The organism is Saccharothrix isguenensis (genome assembly GCF_052936305.1).
This window is the reverse complement of the sequence record NZ_CP193626.1, coordinates 40,534-56,171: the sequence shown is the minus strand read 5'-3', so window position 1 is coordinate 56,171 and position 15,638 is coordinate 40,534. Positions and strand designations below refer to the sequence as shown.

15 protein-coding genes and 1 pseudogene are annotated in these 15,638 nt (G+C 71.2%); 8 read left to right on the top strand and 8 right to left on the bottom strand.

All coding sequences use genetic code 11. The annotated features are described in order from the left end of the window. The first annotated feature begins 105 nt into the window (after positions 1-105). The gene (locus tag ACRAKI_RS00275) at positions 106-480 is read left to right on the top strand and encodes a hypothetical protein (RefSeq protein ID WP_033436232.1); all 375 of its coding nucleotides are present in this window, start codon (positions 106-108) and stop codon (positions 478-480) included. Positions 481-641: 161 nt separating this feature from the next. Here the strand turns inward: ACRAKI_RS00275 and ACRAKI_RS00270 are convergent. Further along, positions 642-770 (bottom strand): annotated as a pseudogene (locus ACRAKI_RS00270) (DNA-binding response regulator); the annotation flags it as partial. Positions 771-1,157: 387 nt separating this feature from the next. On the opposite strand from ACRAKI_RS00270, the gene ACRAKI_RS00265 reads away from it, so the two are divergent. After that, positions 1,158-1,511 (top strand): hypothetical protein, encoded by a 354-nt coding sequence (locus tag ACRAKI_RS00265; protein WP_447005031.1) that lies wholly within the window; start codon positions 1,158-1,160, stop codon positions 1,509-1,511. Between the two features lie 127 nt (positions 1,512-1,638). Here ACRAKI_RS00265 and ACRAKI_RS00260 read toward each other — a convergent pair whose 3' ends face one another. Together ACRAKI_RS00260 and ACRAKI_RS00255 are read right to left on the bottom strand one after the other, a co-directional pair. Next, positions 1,639-3,420, bottom strand: a complete 1,782-nt coding sequence (locus tag ACRAKI_RS00260; protein ID WP_447005030.1) for a gamma-glutamyltransferase family protein — start codon at positions 3,418-3,420, stop codon at positions 1,639-1,641. Positions 3,421-3,505: 85 nt separating this feature from the next. Beyond that, complete coding sequence (locus ACRAKI_RS00255) at positions 3,506-4,804, bottom strand: UDP-glucose dehydrogenase family protein (RefSeq protein ID WP_447005029.1); 1,299 nt, start codon at positions 4,802-4,804, stop codon at positions 3,506-3,508. A 281-nt stretch (positions 4,805-5,085) separates the two neighbouring features. On the opposite strand from ACRAKI_RS00255, the gene ACRAKI_RS00250 reads away from it, so the two are divergent. Beyond that, positions 5,086-5,838 (top strand): SDR family NAD(P)-dependent oxidoreductase, encoded by a 753-nt coding sequence (locus ACRAKI_RS00250; protein WP_447005028.1) that lies wholly within the window; start codon positions 5,086-5,088, stop codon positions 5,836-5,838. Positions 5,839-5,842: 4 nt separating this feature from the next. On the opposite strand, the gene ACRAKI_RS00245 is transcribed toward ACRAKI_RS00250, so the two are convergent. Continuing rightward, on the bottom strand, positions 5,843-7,477 hold the full coding sequence (locus tag ACRAKI_RS00245) for a TM0106 family RecB-like putative nuclease (protein ID WP_447005027.1): 1,635 nt from the start codon (positions 7,475-7,477) through the stop codon (positions 5,843-5,845). A gap of 120 nt (positions 7,478-7,597) precedes the next feature. Between ACRAKI_RS00245 and ACRAKI_RS00240 the strand changes: the two genes are divergently transcribed. After that, the gene (locus tag ACRAKI_RS00240; protein ID WP_447005026.1) at positions 7,598-8,029 is read left to right on the top strand and encodes a DUF6474 family protein; all 432 of its coding nucleotides are present in this window, start codon (positions 7,598-7,600) and stop codon (positions 8,027-8,029) included. Here the strand turns inward: ACRAKI_RS00240 and ACRAKI_RS00235 are convergent. Then, positions 8,010-9,683 (bottom strand): BCCT family transporter, encoded by a 1,674-nt coding sequence (locus ACRAKI_RS00235; RefSeq protein WP_447005025.1) that lies wholly within the window; start codon positions 9,681-9,683, stop codon positions 8,010-8,012. The two genes, ACRAKI_RS00240 and ACRAKI_RS00235, sit on opposite strands and share 20 nt — an antisense overlap. A gap of 113 nt (positions 9,684-9,796) precedes the next feature. Between ACRAKI_RS00235 and ACRAKI_RS00230 the strand changes: the two genes are divergently transcribed. From ACRAKI_RS00230 to ACRAKI_RS00215, 4 genes are read left to right on the top strand one after another with little or no spacing between them, the layout of a single operon-like run. Next, a complete protein-coding gene (locus ACRAKI_RS00230) occupies positions 9,797-10,321 on the top strand; it encodes a hypothetical protein (RefSeq protein WP_447005024.1) in 525 nt (174 codons plus the stop codon). 49 nt (positions 10,322-10,370) lie between these two features. After that, positions 10,371-11,120: a YcnI family copper-binding membrane protein gene (locus ACRAKI_RS00225; RefSeq protein ID WP_447005023.1), complete on the top strand. Its 750-nt coding sequence runs from the start codon at positions 10,371-10,373 to the stop codon at positions 11,118-11,120. Then, positions 11,117-11,662: a copper resistance CopC family protein gene (locus ACRAKI_RS00220; protein WP_447005022.1), complete on the top strand. Its 546-nt coding sequence runs from the start codon at positions 11,117-11,119 to the stop codon at positions 11,660-11,662. The genes ACRAKI_RS00225 and ACRAKI_RS00220 overlap by 4 nt, the downstream gene beginning before the upstream one ends. Continuing rightward, on the top strand, positions 11,659-12,681 hold the full coding sequence (locus ACRAKI_RS00215) for a copper resistance D family protein (protein ID WP_447005021.1): 1,023 nt from the start codon (positions 11,659-11,661) through the stop codon (positions 12,679-12,681). Before ACRAKI_RS00220 ends, ACRAKI_RS00215 begins: the two co-directional genes overlap by 4 nt. A gap of 95 nt (positions 12,682-12,776) precedes the next feature. On the opposite strand, the gene ACRAKI_RS00210 is transcribed toward ACRAKI_RS00215, so the two are convergent. The 3 genes from ACRAKI_RS00210 to ACRAKI_RS00200 all read right to left on the bottom strand — a co-directional run bounded on the left by ACRAKI_RS00210 (position 12,777) and on the right by ACRAKI_RS00200 (position 15,400). Beyond that, complete coding sequence (locus tag ACRAKI_RS00210; RefSeq protein ID WP_447005020.1) at positions 12,777-13,073, bottom strand: hypothetical protein; 297 nt, start codon at positions 13,071-13,073, stop codon at positions 12,777-12,779. A 94-nt stretch (positions 13,074-13,167) separates the two neighbouring features. Then, positions 13,168-14,094 carry a phosphotransferase family protein gene (locus ACRAKI_RS00205; RefSeq protein ID WP_447005019.1) on the bottom strand — a complete coding sequence of 309 codons (927 nt, stop codon included), beginning with the start codon at positions 14,092-14,094 and terminating at the stop codon, positions 13,168-13,170. After that, positions 14,078-15,400 carry a helix-turn-helix domain-containing protein gene (locus tag ACRAKI_RS00200; protein WP_447005018.1) on the bottom strand — a complete coding sequence of 441 codons (1,323 nt, stop codon included), beginning with the start codon at positions 15,398-15,400 and terminating at the stop codon, positions 14,078-14,080. The genes ACRAKI_RS00205 and ACRAKI_RS00200 overlap by 17 nt, the downstream gene beginning before the upstream one ends. Positions 15,401-15,638 lie beyond the last annotated feature (238 nt).

The window sequence follows — 15,638 nt, the reverse complement described above, 5'->3', positions numbered from 1 at the left end:
CCCGCCGGCCTAGTCCCTATGGCGGATTGTCCGCTTGCCGTACGATCATTTCGGGTCGTACGACCGGTACCTGCTAGGGGACCTCAGAACAGAGGTAGGTGCGTCATGGATCTCGCACTGAGCAAGGTCATCGAGCTGCGCGAAAGCGGGTTCCAGTTCCTCCACCTCCGGGACGAGGACGGACAGCTCGACCGCATCATGGCGTTCAAGCAGCGCAGAGGGTTCATCGACTCGATCCTGTTCTGGTCGGAGACCGAGGCCCGCGCGGGCAGGCTGCCGGCGGTCCGGGACAGCCAGCGGGCCGCGCAGGCGGTGTGGATTTACGAGGGACCGCTGGTCGAGGCCGTGGACCGGCTGCTCGACCTGCCGGAGCCCGGCTCGCGCAACGCGCCGACGCTGATGCGGCAGACCGCGTCCGACCTCGCGCTCGTGACGACGCTGCCGTTCAAGCTGAAGCTGCCGCCCGGCGCGATCGCCTAGCGCCGCTTTCGGCCCGGTACATCTTCCGTTAACCTCACCCGCCGCACACACAATGCGGCGGGTAGCGGCGTTACGGTTACCGTCCGTAATGATTTATCGTTTCACGCAAGATTTGCGAGGCCTGCGACGAAGGCCTTTGCGGGCTGCCGAACAATGAATATTCACCCTCGCCGCGGCGAGACCAATCCCGATTCGTAGGCCGGCACGACGAGTTGCGCGTGGTCCCTCGCGCCCAGTTCGGTCAGGACCCGGCTGACGCGGGTGCGCGATGTGGCCGGACTGATCACCAGGCAAGGCCCTCGGGTCGGGGCGGCGGTGCTCCGGTCGGTTCGCGAACTCAGGACGAGGACCTTCACGTCCGGCAACTCGGCGCAGCCTGCCGGGTGGCGGCGAGACCGTCGGTCCCGGGACCGGTGCCCGATGACGATCTCGGACGCCGGAGCACCTCCCCGAGCCCGCGCATGCGATGGGTCGGCTCGCTCCTGCTCACCCCCGGCGCCACGCGCGGAGGAGGTCCTGGCACGGCAGGGCGCGCAGCGGGGCGTCTACCCGGTGGCCGTGTGGCGAGGACCGACGCGGGTCTGCACGGTCGAGCTCCACTGGACCGGGTGAAGTAGTCCACTCACCCGAGGTAGCGAGCTTGAACCAGGGCTCCCGGGTACGACACTTTCCCGCCCATGAACCTCAGGAAGACCCTCGCGGGGGCCGCGGTCGCCCTCGGCGGCGCCGCAGTCATGCTCGGCCTGGGTGGCACCGCTCAGGCTGCCGACATCGGCGCGGAAACCCGGCCGCAGCTGGACACCGAGCCCGGCAAGATCGCCACCATCGGCGACGTCGCCGGCATCGACACCCGGGACCTCGCCGGCCGCATCGGCACCAAGGACCTCCTGGACCGCGTCCGCACCGTCGACCTGGACCTCACCGACCCCGAGACCACGGTCGAGGGCCTGGCGGACTCCGCCCAGGGCGCCACCCGTGACAGGACCGACCAGCTGCCGACCGTGGAGACCGGCGTCAGCTTCGGTTCCTGACGGGCACCAGAGCCGGAACGGTCCCGGCCCCCTCCCCCTCGGGCCGGGGCCGTTCCAACCCAGCAACTCCGAGCCGGCAACTCCCAGCCGGCGATCCCGACCCGGCAACCGTCCGTCCCCGGCGACATCACCGGCCGACGGCGTACCCCTGCGCACCGCGCGGGTTGGCCGCCGCACGGAGGAGACCGTCGCGGGAATCCCGGGCCACCGCCGACATCCGGCCCAGCGCCCACGGCCCGGCGTCCACCACCGCGTGCCCGCGTTCACGCAGCTCGTCCATCCCACCGAACCGCGACTCGACCACGACCTCCCCCGGCGTCCACGACCGCGGGTAGAAGGAGCTCGGGAACGCGTTGGTGTGCCACATCGGCGAGTCGATCGCCTCCTGCAGGTTCATCCCGCCGACCGTGTGCGCGAGCCAGAACCCCAGCTGCCACTGGTCCTGCTGATCACCGCCGGGCGTGCCGAAGGCCATCGCCGGCAGACCGTCGCGCAGCGCGAGGGTCGGCGACAGCGTGATCCGGGGACGCTTCCCGGGCGCCAACGAGTTCGGCAGACCTTCGTCCAGCCAGAACATCTGCGCCCGGCTGCCCAGGCAGAACCCCAGCGACGGGATCGTCGGCGACGACTGCAACCACCCGCCGGACGGGGTGGCGGACACGATGTTGCCCCACCGGTCGACCACGTCGACGTGCACCGTGTCGCCCTTGACCGCACCGCTGCCGGACACGGTCGGTTCGCCGATCGCCCCGCCGCCGTCACGACCCCCTTCGCACGGACCGCGCAGGACGTGCGCCGGAAGCCTCGGGGCCACGCCCGACACGGAACCCGGTCTCAACTCCAGCGACGCCTGATCGGCGATGAGCTTCCGCCGCTCCGCCGCGTACTCCCGCGACAGCAGCACGTCCAACGGCACGTCGCCGCTGTCCCCGTACCAGGCCTCCCGGTCGGCGAACGCCAGCTTCGCGGCCTCCACCGCCAGGTGCACCGTCCGCGCCGAAGGCACGCCGTCGGCGTACGACAGACCGGTGCCCTCCAGCAGCAGCAACTGCTGCAACAGCACAGGCCCCTGCGTCCACGCCCCCGGCTTCACCACGGTCCACGACCCGAAGTCCACCGACACGGCGTCCTCGTAGGTCGCCTCCCACGACGCCATGTCGTCGCCGGTCAGCACACCGGCGTGGTCGTTGCCCGAGTCGTCCCGGTGCGCCATCCGGAAGAACTCGTCCACCTGCGCCGCCACGAAACCCTGCGACCACGCCCGCCGCGCGGCCTCGATCTGCTGCTCCCGGGACGTGCCGGCGGCCTCGGCGGCGGCCAGCAGCCACTCCCAGGTGTCGGCCAGCTTGGGGTTGCGGAACCGCGCCCCGGCCTCCGGTGGCGCCCCGCCCGGCAACCACAGCGCGGCCGACGACGTCCAGTGGTCCCGGAACAGGTCGGCCACCGTCGAGATCGTGAACGCCGCCCGCTCCAGCAGCGGGAACCCGTCCCGGGCGTACCCGATCGCGTAGGTGAGCACGTCCCGCAGCGTCTTGGTGCCGTAGTCGCGCAGCAGCGTCAACCAGCCGTCCCACGCGCCCGGCACGGTGGCGGCGAGCATCCCGCTGCCCGGCACGAGGTCCAGGCCGAGGGAGCGGTAGTGGTCGATCGTCGCGCCGGCCGGTGCCACGCCCTGCCCGCACAGCACCCGCGGCACGGTCTCGCCGGCCGCGGCGAACACCACGGGCACCTCGCCACCGGGCCCGTTGAGGTGCGGCTCCACCACTTGCAGCACGAAGCCGACCGCCACCGCGGCGTCGAACGCGTTGCCGCCGTCCTCCAGGACGGCCATGCCCGCGCTGGAGGCGAGCCAGTGCGTGGACGCGACCATTCCGTGCGTGCCGACTAGTTCAGGACGGGTGGTGAACATTTCAACAACCTACGTCCACAAAGCCGGTTTTGTTACCCCGGCTAACTAGATCGCATCCTGAAGATCGGCTGAACACGACTCATCGTCACACCGCCTGGTCACGCACCCGCAATTCGCGTCCGAGCCCGTGCAGCACCAGGCCGGCGCGCGTCAACGCGTCCGGGTCGAGGTGGTTGCGCGTGTCCAGCACCGTCGAACCGGACATCAGGGACGCCATCAGCGTCCAGTCCAACGCCCGGAACTCCGGCCACTCGGTGAGCAGCACCACGGCGTCCGCCCCGCGCGCCGCCGTGTAAGGCGAGTCGACCACCGTCATGCCCACCAACGGCCGGGTGATCTCCGGGTCGTGCGCCACCAGCTCCGCGCCCTCGAACGCGAGCAGCTCCGCCACCGCCAACGCGGGCGAGTCGCGCAGGTCGTTCGTGCCCGCCTTGAACGCCAGCCCGAGCACGCCGATCCGGGAACCGGCCAGCGACCCGACCGCCCGGCGGATCTTCTCCACCACCCGCCGCTGCTGACGCGCGTTCGTCTCGATAGTGGCCTTGACCAGCGAGAAGTCGACGCCCACGGCGTCCGCGATCCGCACCATGGCGTGCGTGTCCTTGGGCAGGCACGAACCACCCCAGCCGGGTCCGGGCTTGAGGAACGACTGGCCGATGCGCTTGTCGTAGCCCATGCCCTCGGTCACCGACGTGACGTCCGCGCCGACCAGTTCGCACAGCTCGGCGACCGCGTTGACGTAGGACAGCTTCATCGCGAGGAAGCAGTTGGCCGCGTACTTGACCATCTCGGCGCTGGCCGCGTCCATCAGCACGGTGGGTGCGCCGAGCCTGGTGAACAGCGCGCCGACCCGTTCGGCGGCCTGCGGCGAGTCCGAGCCGACCACGATCCGGTCGGGGTGCAGGAAGTCGTGGACCGCGCTGCCCTCCCGGAGGAACTCGGGGTTCGAGACGACGGCGACGTCCTCCCGCCCGAGGAGGTCCGCGACCTTGACCGACGTGCCCACCGGGACGGTCGACTTGCACACGACGATCGCGCCGTAAGGGAGGACGCCGCGGATCTCCTCGGCCACCGCTTCCACCGCGCTGAGGTCCGCCGCGCCGCCCGCCCCCATGGGCGTGGGCAGGCACAGGAACACCACCTCGGCCTCGGCGACGGCGTGCCGCGCGCCCTCCACGAACGCCAGCCGGCCCGCGGACTGGCCCGCCACGACCAGGTCGGCGAGGTCTGGTTCGAGGATGTCGACCTGCCCGACGCGCAGCCGGGCGACCTTCAGCGCGTCCACGTCCGCGCACACGACCCGATGACCGAGGGATGCCAGGCACGCCCCCGTCGTCAGGCCCACGTAACCCGTTCCCACGACCGCGATCCGCCGGACGAACATGCAGGTGACGGTGTCAGCCGAAGTTGGCCGTGGGTCAAACTCCAGCTGTATGCGGAGAGTGAGGTCGGTAGTCCCCTGGGTGCACGTCGAAACACCCCTCGTGGACGACGCGGTTCCGGCTGGATGCGGGCACTGTCAGTGGGTATGGAACTGGTCGTGATCGGGCTGCTGTTCGTGGGTCTGGCGCTGCTCGCGGCCGTGCCGTTGGTCGCATTGCTCCACTTCTCCGAGCGCCGGGAGCTGAACGACCGTTAACCTCCTGGGCCAGGACAGGAGGATGCATGGAGATCTCGGGTACGGCGGCAATCGTCACCGGTGGCGCGTCCGGGCTGGGCAACGCGGCCGCACGGGCTCTGGCGGCACGTGGTGCGACGGTGTTCGCGTTGGACCTCTCGATCGAGAACGCCCAGGAAGTCGAGGGCGTCACCTATCTCGCGGCGGACGTCACGTCGGAGGACGACGTCCAGGCCGCGGTCGACACGGCCGCCGGTTCCGGTCCGCCGCTGCGGATCGTGGTGAACTGCGCTGGTATCGGCCCGTCGAGCCGGACGGTCGGCAAGTCGGGTCCGCACCCGCTCGACCTGTACCGGAAGGTCATCGACGTCAACCTGGTGGGCACGTTCAACGTGCTGAGGCTCGGTGCGGCGGCGATGGGCAAGACCGAGGCGCTGGAGCACGGGCAGCGCGGCGTGGTGGTCAACACGGCGTCGATCGCGGCGTTCGACGGGCAGATCGGGCAGGTCGCGTACGCGGCCTCGAAGGCGGCCGTGGTCGGCATGACGCTGCCGGCGGCGCGTGACCTGGCGTCGGTCGGGGTGCGGGTGATGACGATCGCGCCGGGCATCGTGGACACGCCGATGCTGGCGACCGTGTCCGACGACATCCGGGCGGGTCTCGCGGCGGGCGTGCCGTTCCCGAAGCGCTTGGCGCTGCCGGACGAGTACGCGCGGCTGGCCGTGTCGATCGTGGAGCACGACTACCTGAACGGCGAGGTCATCCGCATGGACGGGGCTTTGAGGATGGCGCCGCGCTAACGCTCTACAGGTCGCCCGCGAAGGGCAGGTCGTCCATGGCGTCCGACGTCATCCACAACCGCAAGGTGTGGGTGGCGCGGACGTCGTCCTCGTTGTACTCCAGCAGCCGGCGGCGCTGGGCGGGGTTCGGCGGGTGGCCGTCCATGCCCACGGCGTCGCGGTACCAGCGCATCGAGTTCTCGCCGCCGGCCTCCGGGTCGCGCCAGCGGAACCCGGCGACCGGGGCGATGGTCTTCAGGCCCTTGCCGTGGGCGCACAGGAACTGCTCCCGCACGATGCCGAACAGGTCGACCCACGAGTCGGACGAGATGAACTCCCGCACCTGCGCCACCGCGGGGATGCCGGGCTGCCCCTTGAACCGCTCGGCCGACCCCAGCAGCCAGCGGTTCTCCGCGAGCTCGTTGTAGCAGTACGCCTTGAACGAGAGCCCGCGCGCGCGGGCCCGCAGCCGCACGCCCGTCAGCCAGGACCAGAACTCGGCGAACGAGCGGGCCTCGTCGCCGCACGGCAGCGGGTCCCAGGTGGCGAACGCCCGGTAGCCGTGCTCCTCGCCGACGTCCTGCCCGGACAGCCAGCAGCCCCACATGTACGCGCCCAGGTCGCCGAAGCTCTCCATGTCCACGTCGACCTCGACGTCCGCGCGCGGCACGTCCATGCGGGACACGCGGCGGACCACGGTCAGGTCGCGCAGCCAGGCGCGGGCCAGGATGACGGCGTCCGAGTGCAGCATCCCGACCAGGGGGATCGCCTGCTCGTCCGGGTCCAGCGCGGCCAGGTCGTCGACCGTGCCGACGCCGACCTTGCGCAGCGCCACGGCGTCCTCTCCGCGCACCACGAGGCTGACGTCACGGGCGGTCTTCAGGTCTTCCTCGCACACCGACCACCACGGGCAGCTGCGGCACTCCACGATCCGGGACGGGCGGGCCAGCGGGTCGGCGCCGGTGGCTGCGGCCGACGCCACGGAGAGCCGGTCGGAGAACCGGGTGTCGTACTCGGACAGCGCGCTCTTGCCGCCGGGCCAGTTCGGCGCTTCCAGGTCGTGCCACACGACCACGTCGGCGTCCATGCCGATGACGCCGCCGGTCGCCCGCCCGTGGGCGGCGAACCCGGACGCCTGGAGCTGCCGCTGCGCGTGCGCCAGCCGGAGCTGGTCGCGCGGCTGCGGCCGGACCTTGCGCAGCGGGTCGACCCGCGCGCCGCCCGGCAGCGGGTAGGACAGCGGTGACGTGCGGGCGCCCTGGCCGGGGTCGCTGACCTTGTGCCGGACCACGAGCACCGGCACGTACCCGGTGGTCTCCTTCACCAGCAGGTCGATGCCGCCTCGCCGGCCGCCGAGCGGGTCGCGGGGCAGGGCGGCGCCCCAGATGAACGGCACGCCGGCCTGCATCGCGGCGGCCGTCACGCGTTCGCGGTCGGCCGACGGGACGTCCTGAGGGATCTCCATCAGGTCGGACCCGACGACCCGGCCCAGCGCCGTGGCGACTCCGCGCCGGTGTTCGACCGCGTCGGCCTTGCGCTGCTGACCCGTGGGATCCGGCGGCAGCCTGGGCACGTCGCGCATGGTCGGATCGTGTTCGAGGTGCACCCGCCGCCGGCAACGAGTGACCACGCCGGCGTCGAGCTGCACCTGGGAAGTCACCGGTGCAGCGTATGACGCCGGGTCGGTGCTCGTACCGGCAACCTCGCGGAGTCGAGTCGATCTTTTCCCGGAACGGCTCTAGGGTCTGCTGTTGGTACCTCGGCGAACAGGGGCACGGCCATGGCGCGTGAGAAGAGCAAGGGTTTCACCCCGGGCAGGGCGAAGAACCTCGTCGGCGTGGCCAAGGTGCTGGCGCCGGTGTTGATCCCGGTGATGGCGCCGATGGCCGCCCGCGCCGCCGCCCTGCTGAGCGACCGCTACGACCACTACCGGGCCGCGCGGCTCGGCATCCCGGTCGACCAGCTCACCCGGTACTCGGGCAGGGGCGCGAGCCTGCACGCCCGGATCGCCGGGTTCAGCGAGGCGCTCGACCAGTTGCGGGACACCGAGCGGACGTACGTGGAGAGCACCGAGAGGCGCCTGGCGCAGCTCTTGGCCGCGGTGCGGGCAGCGGAACGCATGCCGGCACCGCGGCGCAGAGCCGCACACCGCGCCGTCTCGGCCGATCTGGACGGGTTGGAAGCGGACCTGCTCAAACGCCTCGGCGTGTGACCTGCTCCACCGCCCGGTAGGCGGCGTCCTCCGGTCCGTCGCCTGGCCCCTCGCCGTTCGGGCGGTACTGCGAGGTGACCTCCTCCATCACCTCGGCGACCCGTTCCTCGCGCCGGATCATCGGGTCGCTGCGCAGGTCACGGGCCAGCGACACGCACAGCCCCACCATGACCAGCATGAACGGCAGCGCGGCGATGATGGTCAGGTTCTGCAGGCCGGTCAGCGCGCTGGTGCCGCCGATCAGCAGCATCACCGCCGCGACCACACCGGTGAGCACACCCCAGAACACGACCACCGGCTTCGACGGACGGATCGAACCGCGCTGCGACAGCGTGCCCATCACCACGGACGCGGCGTCCGCGCCGGACACGAAGAAGATCGCCACCAGCAGCATCACCAGCACGCCGGCGACGGGGGCCAGCGGGAACTGGTCGAGCAGCCCGAACAGCTGCCCCTCCGCCGAGGACGCGCCCGCGATGTCCGCGCCGGACCGCTGCATGAAGATCGCCGTGCCGCCGAAGACGCAGAACCAGGCGAGGCTCACGAGGCTGGGCACGCCGATCACGCCGGCCACGAACTGCCGGATCGTGCGGCCACGGCTGATCCGGGCGATGAACATGCCGACGAACGGCGTCCACGAGATCCACCACGCCCAGTAGAAGATCGTCCAGCCCGACAGCCAGGCCTCGGTCGCGTCGCCACCGGACGCGGCGGTGCGGCCGGCCATGTCGGCCAGCTCGCGGAAGTAGTCGCCGATCGCGGTGGGCACCAGGTTCAGCACGAACACCGTCGGCCCGACCACGAACACGAACACGGCCAGCACCAGGGCCAGCACCATGTTGATGTTCGACAGCCACTGGATGCCCTTGGCCACACCGGACACCGCCGAGGCGACGAACGCTGTGGTCAGCACCGCGATGACGCCGACGACGATGCCGTTGCCGACCTCGCCCAGCCAGCCGGCCACCTGCAGGCCACTGCCGATCTGCAACGCGCCCAAGCCGAGCGACGTGGCCGACCCGAACAGGGTGGCGAAGATCGCCAGCACGTCGATCGCCTTGCCCGCGCCGCCCTCGACGCGGCGCCGGCCGAGCAGCGGCGCGAACGCCGAGCTGATCAGCTGGCTGCGACCGCGGCGGAAGCTGCCGTAGGCGATCGCCAGGCCGACCACCGCGTAGATCGCCCACGGGTGCAGCGTCCAGTGGAACAGGGTGGTGGCCATCGCGGTCTGCACGGCTTCGTCCGAGGCCGCTTCGACGGTGCCCGGCGGCGGCTTCACGAAGTGCGACAGCGGCTCGTTCACGCCGTAGAACATCAGGCCGATGCCCATGCCGGCGCTGAACATCATCGCCACCCACGAGACCGTGCGGAACTCCGGTTCCTCGTCGTCGCGGCCCAGCGGGATGCGGCCGTAGCGGCTCACCGCCAACCACAGGGCGAACAGCACGAAGCCGGACGCGGTGAGCACGAAAGCCCAGCCCAGGTGGCTGATGACCCAGTTCAAAGCCGTTTTGGACGCGATCGCGAGGGAATCCGTGCCGAGGATCCCCCACCCGACGAACCCGAGCGCGACCACGGCGGCGACACCGAACACGACCCGGTCCGTGCGCGCGGGTCGGTCGGCCCTCGGTTCACCGGGCAAAGGTTCTTCCACAGGTTTGCTCTCGATCGTCACGGGTACCCCATACCCTCGAACGGAGTAGCGCAAACGCGAGCTGGACCGAGGGGACTCCCCTGGGTGACGCGCGACCTCCTACTCTCTGAGGTGTGACCCGACGGCCCGCTCCCACCCGCTTCGCGCGGGCGGTCCTGCTGGCTGTGACGTCCGCCGCGCTCAGCGTCGCCGCGCACGGCGCGGCCGGCGGTTCGGTCACGGAGTTCGCCCCCGCGCTGCCGTTGACGCTGCTGGTCGCGTTCGCCGGCGCCTCGATCGCCGAACGCGGGCGTCGCCCCTGGACGATCCTGGTCACGCTCGGCGTCGCCCAGCTCGGGCAGCACGCCCTGCTCAACCTCGGCCACCACACCGCCGACGGGCCCGGCATCGGGTTCAGCCCGGTCGTCATGACCGCCGCGCACGTGGTCGCCGCGCTCCTCACCGGCCTGCTGCTGGCCAGGGCCGACGCCGCGCTGCACGCGCTGGTCGGCGCCGTCTCCCGGCTGGTCCCGCCGCCGCACGCGCCGCTCGTGCCGGCCGGCGCGCTGTGGTGCCCCACCCCGGCGTCGTCGGCGAACACGCTGGTCGGCGTGCTGATGCGGCGGGTGCACGGCCGCCGCGGCCCTCCTCGCTCCTGATCGCCCGAGTCCCCCAGCACACCTCTCAGGTCTCAGGAGCCACAACTTCATGTCGACACATCGATTTGGCGCGCGCACGCTCGCCAAGGGCGGCGCCGTGCTCGCGACCGCCGCGATCCTCGCCCTGACCACGGCCGGCCCGGCGTCCGCGCACGTCACCGCGTCCACGCCGAAGGACGCGGTGAAGGGCGGGTACACCAAGGTGACCCTCCGCGTCCCCAACGAACGCCCCGACGCGGGCACGGTGAAGCTCGAACTGACCCTGCCCGCCGAGTACCCGCTGGCGTCGGTCAGCACCAAGCCGACGCCCGGCTGGAAGGTCGAGGCGGTCAAGGAGAAGCTGGCCACGCCGGTCAAGAGCCACGGCCGGGAGGTCACCGAGGCGGTCCGCACCGTCACGTGGACCGCCGACGCGGGCAACCGGATCGAGCCGGGGCAGTTCAACGAGTTCGACGTGTCCATCGGACCGCTGCCGGACAACACCGACCAGCTGGTGCTGCCGACCAAGCAGACGTACGACAGCGGTGAGGTCGTGGACTGGAACGCCCCGCCGCCCGCCGACGGCGCCGACGAGCCGGAACGCCCCGCGCCCGTGCTGAAGCTGGTCGCCGCGAAGGGCGACGACCACGCCACCGCCACACCGGTCGCCGACGACAGCCACGCCACGGAAGCGGCGGCGGCGACCGACGACACGGCCCGCTGGCTCGGCGGCGCCGGTCTCGCGGTCGGCGCGCTCGGCCTCGGGTTGGGTGCGGGCGCCGTGCTGCGGTCCCGTCGCGCGGGCAAGCCGACGGCATGAACCGCGTCGTCTCGCTGCTGCTGACCGGCCTCGTCGCGGGCGCGGTCGTGCTGGGCACGGCCACACCCGCGTTCGCGCACAACGTGCTGGTCAGCAGCGACCCGAAGGACGGGTCGCAGCTGGAGTCCGGACCGGCGGAGATCACGCTGACCTTCGACCAGCCCGTCCAGGCCGGGGAGAAGTTCAACACGGTCACCGTCACCGGTCCCGAGGGCACGCGCTGGGAGGCGGAGGGCGAGCCGACGGTCAAGAACAACACCGTGGTCTTCCCCGTCCGCCCGCTGGGACCGGCCGCCGAGTACACGATCGGCTACCGCGTCCTGTCGGCGGACGGGCACCCGGTGACGGGTTCGCTCAAGTTCACCCTCACCAAGGCGGGCGACGGCACACCCGCGCCGAAGCCGGAAGCGGACCCGTCCGCGCCGGCGGACGGCGGTGGCGTGCCCATCTGGGTGTGGATCCTGGGCGCGGTGGTGCTGCTGGGCGGCGGCGTGTTCCTCGCGCTGCGCGGCGGCGGCGTCAAGGAGAGCGACAGGCGATGACGGTGAACCGGACCACCACCCCGACGACCAGGCAGTGGGTCGTCGGCGGCCTGCTGGCGGGCGGCGCCCTCGGCGTGTTCCTGGGCCTCGGCCTGTCCACGACACCGGAGACGGTGGGCGTGACGGAGCCGGGGGTGGTGGTCCGGTTCGCCCACCCGCTGGTGCGGACGCTGCTGGACCTGGCCGCGACGATCGTGGTGGGGCTGTCGCTGCTGCCCAAGCTGCTCGGGTTCAGCCGCCCCGCCCTGACCGAACCGGTGATGCGCATCGCGCGGCCGGCCGCCGTGGTCGCCGCCGCCGTGTGGGCGTTCACCGCGCTGCTGTCGATCGTGATCCGGGCGTACGAGACGCGGCCGGACGCCGACCTGACCATGCCGATGGTCGTGGACTACGTGCAGCGCGTCGGCGCCGGGCAGGGGCTCCTGTTCAGCGCGGTGTGCGCGTTGGTGTACCTGTGGATCGGCGTGATGGCGGTGCGCCGGGGCGAATCGGTGCCCGCGGAGCTGCGCATCCTGATCTCGATGTTCGGGCTGCTGCCGCTACCGGTGACCGGTCACGCGTCGAACTGGAAGTACCACGACTACTCGATGATCTCGATGGAGCTGCACGTGCTGGGCGCGGCGGCGTGGACCGGCGGCCTGGCTGCGTTGGTCGTGCTGGTGGCCCACCGGCGGGGGCTGCTGGCCGACGCGCTGCCGAAGTTCTCGAAGCTCGCCACGGTGGCGCTGATCCTGGTGTCCGCGACGGGCCTGTTCAACGGCGTGCTGGAGCTGGTGCTGAACCCGGTCGTCTCCCTGCCCGGATCCCTCTTCACCACCTCGTACGGCCTGGTCCTGGTGGCCAAGGTCGTGTGCGCCGGCCTCCTGGCGGTCCTGGGCGCGAACATCCGGTGGCGCCTGCTGCCCCACATCGCCCAGCACAAGGCCACGGCGATCGTCGGCTGGGCGGCGGTGGAACTGGCCATCATGGGCATCGCCTTCGGACTCGCCGTCGTCCTCTCGCGCGCCCAAGTCGTCTGATCGGCGACTCGGCCGCAAGAACGCGGAAGGCCCGGGTACCGCGCGACGGCCATCGACAAGTGGTCCGTTCGGTGCGACGAGCTGCGCCGAACGTCCTACTCGGTGATCACCCGCGCAGAAGAGTCCTCACCGCGCAGCCGGGTCAGCTCCGCCATCGCGTCCTTGCCGCGCCGTTCGAGTTCCTTGGCGTCGATCCAGCCGTTCGCGTAGTACCGGTAGTCGTGCGCGAGCTTCACCAGCTCGGCCAGGTAGTCCGCGGACCGGCGGCGGCGCGGCTCGTCGAACGACGCGAGCAGCGGCAGCTGGGTGTCCACGACCTCGTCCAACATCCGGGCGGCCTTCATCGCGCGCCGCGCGCTCAGCCGCCGCACACCCAACAGGTTTCCGACCACGTGCACCTCGCCCGACCGCGTCCAGCATCCCGTCGATGCGTCATTCGTCAAACGTGCGCCGAGCGTTACCGGTTCGTGCCCGACATCCCCCGGTTCAGCGATAAGGGGTCCACCGGGTCGTGGTGTCACCGGCACGGAGAGCCTTGAGCCGGCGGTGCAGCTCGTCCCGGACGTCCGGGTGGCTGCGCATGATCGGCAGCACGCTCGTGGTCAGCTTCAACTCCCTGACCTCGCGCAACACCGGGAAACCGGACCACCTCGTGACGTCGAACCCGTACTCGTCGGCGAGCTGCCGGTACCACTCGGCGGGGTGGCCGAAGCGGGCGACGCCGACCGGCAGGGTGCTCAGGTCCCACTCCCGCGGCCCGACGCTGGTCGAGTCGAAGTCGCAGATCACCGGGCCGTCCGGGCTGGCGATCAGGTTGCCGAGGTGCGCGTCGCCGTGCAGCACACCCGGCGGCAGCACGGTCCGCAGACCGGCCAGGCGGTCCTCCGCCTCGGCGCACCGGTCCTCCAGGAACCGGCGGTCCGGCGCGGACAGCTCCTCGGCGTCGGCGATCCTGCGGTGCACGTCGTCCAAGGGTGCCCACCGCGGCAACGCGAACTCCGGCACGGGCAGCCCGTGCACCTGGCGCAACACCCGACCCAGGTCACGGCCGTCGACGGGGGTGCCGCCGGACGGCACCGTGTGCCACAAGGTGGCCAGGTGGTCGCCCACGGCCAACGGCTGCGGCACGTCCTCCACCAACCGGACCGCCGGCACGTCGTGCGACGCGAGCCACCGCGCGACCTGGACCACCTTCCGCGCCCGGTGGCGCAGGTTCATCGAGCCGACGATCCGGACCACGACCCGGTCGACGGGCAGGTCGAACACGGCGTTGCTGGTGAACTTCACGAGCCTCGCACCGCGGTGTGCCAACCCCAGCTGCGCGCACAGCCGTTCCAGCACGGCGGTCAACGCGGCGGGGGTGAACCTGCCGTCCAGGAGCCCGACTCCTCCTGGCTCAGGCCGCGCTGTCATTGCCGGTGAACTTGGCCAGGCGTTCGGCCAGCTCACGGGCGTCGGGGTTGTTGCGGCGCTTCTCCGCTTCATGCTGGAGCGGCTTCATCCGGTCCTTCGTGCGGACCGACTTCAGGCCCTCGGACAGCTCGATCGCCTGGCGTCCCAGCCGGGCGCCGTGGTCGATGTCGCCGTCCAGCAGGTGGTTGATCGACAACGAGGTGAGGTTGAACGACCGGCTGCGGGACATGTCCTCGCCGTAGCCACCGATGGCCTTGGTCAGCGCGGGCACCGCCGTGCGCGTGTACTTCGGGTCCACGGTCTGCGCCAGCTCGGTGTGCACCGTGCCGATCATCGCGGACAGGTCGTTCGCGTCGAAGAACTTCGCCCAGGCGGGCGCCTCGCCGATGTTCGCGCGGGCGAACTCGTCGCGCGCGCGGCCGAGCAGCTTCATCGCCTGGTCGTCGGAGCCCATCTTCGCGTAGGCCCAGGCCTCGTTCGCGCAGAGGATGCCCACGGCCAGCTCGGAGCCGGAGTTCTGCGCGGCCAGCTGGCCGAGCTGGAACACCTTCAACGCGTCGTCCGGGGCGTTCTGGTGCAGGTAGACGCGGCCCATCCGGTACAGGATGTTCGCCACGAGCTCTTCCTTGCGCCCCTGCTTCGCCAGCCCGAGGGCCTGGCCGAAGTGGTTGCGGGCCGAGTCGTACAGACCGGTGTCGAACGAGGTCCAGCCGGCCAGGTTGTGCAGGTCGGCGAGCGCGACGTAGAGCCGCTCCCGGACCAGGTCGGTGGCGTTCGCGCCGAGCATCTGCTGCCCCCACGACAGCTGCGCCACGACCGCGTCGCGGCAGGAACCGCCGCCGTACTGGTAGTCCAACGTGCGCAAAGCCCTGGTGGCCGCTTCGACCTGTCGGACATCGGTCATGCCGATGCGGCCTGGGGCCGGAGTCTGCGCGGGCGATGAAGCCCAAGACCCGGAGTCCGTACCGAACACGGCCGCGCCGACGGTGATGGCGGCGGCGTGCGCGAGGAACTTCCTTCGCTTCACCGACTCGTCCTCCTCAGAATGGGGTGACTCCGCGGTCGCGGCCACCCTCACTGCCGTGGCCTCGTCGTAAGCGAGACCCATGTACCCCCTTGGGACACCCAAGCCGGCGGCGATCCGGGCCAGGACGTCGTAGGCCATGACCTGGCGTCCCTTGAGGATCTCCGAGACTTCGGACTGCGACTGGCCCGTGAGCGCCGCGATCTGGCGCTGCGAGACCCCATGCCTGCGGAGCAGCCGGTAGACCGCGCTGATCTCCCGTCTGGCCAAGGCGTCCCGCATCTCCTGCTGGTCCCAGACGTCTGGTGTAACAGGAGAGCTCGGCGAACCGATGGTGTTCAATTGCGCCCCCTCACAGTCCTTTGGGCGTCAACGGCAGAGTAGGGGCACTTCCCCGACCACGAGAAGTACCGATCGGCGAGGCTGATCGGCTCTGCCGAACTCCACTGACCGCTTACCGTGGAACGGCCACCGGCTACCGCTATGACGTCCCGATCCGGGTTGAATCATCGCAATCTGG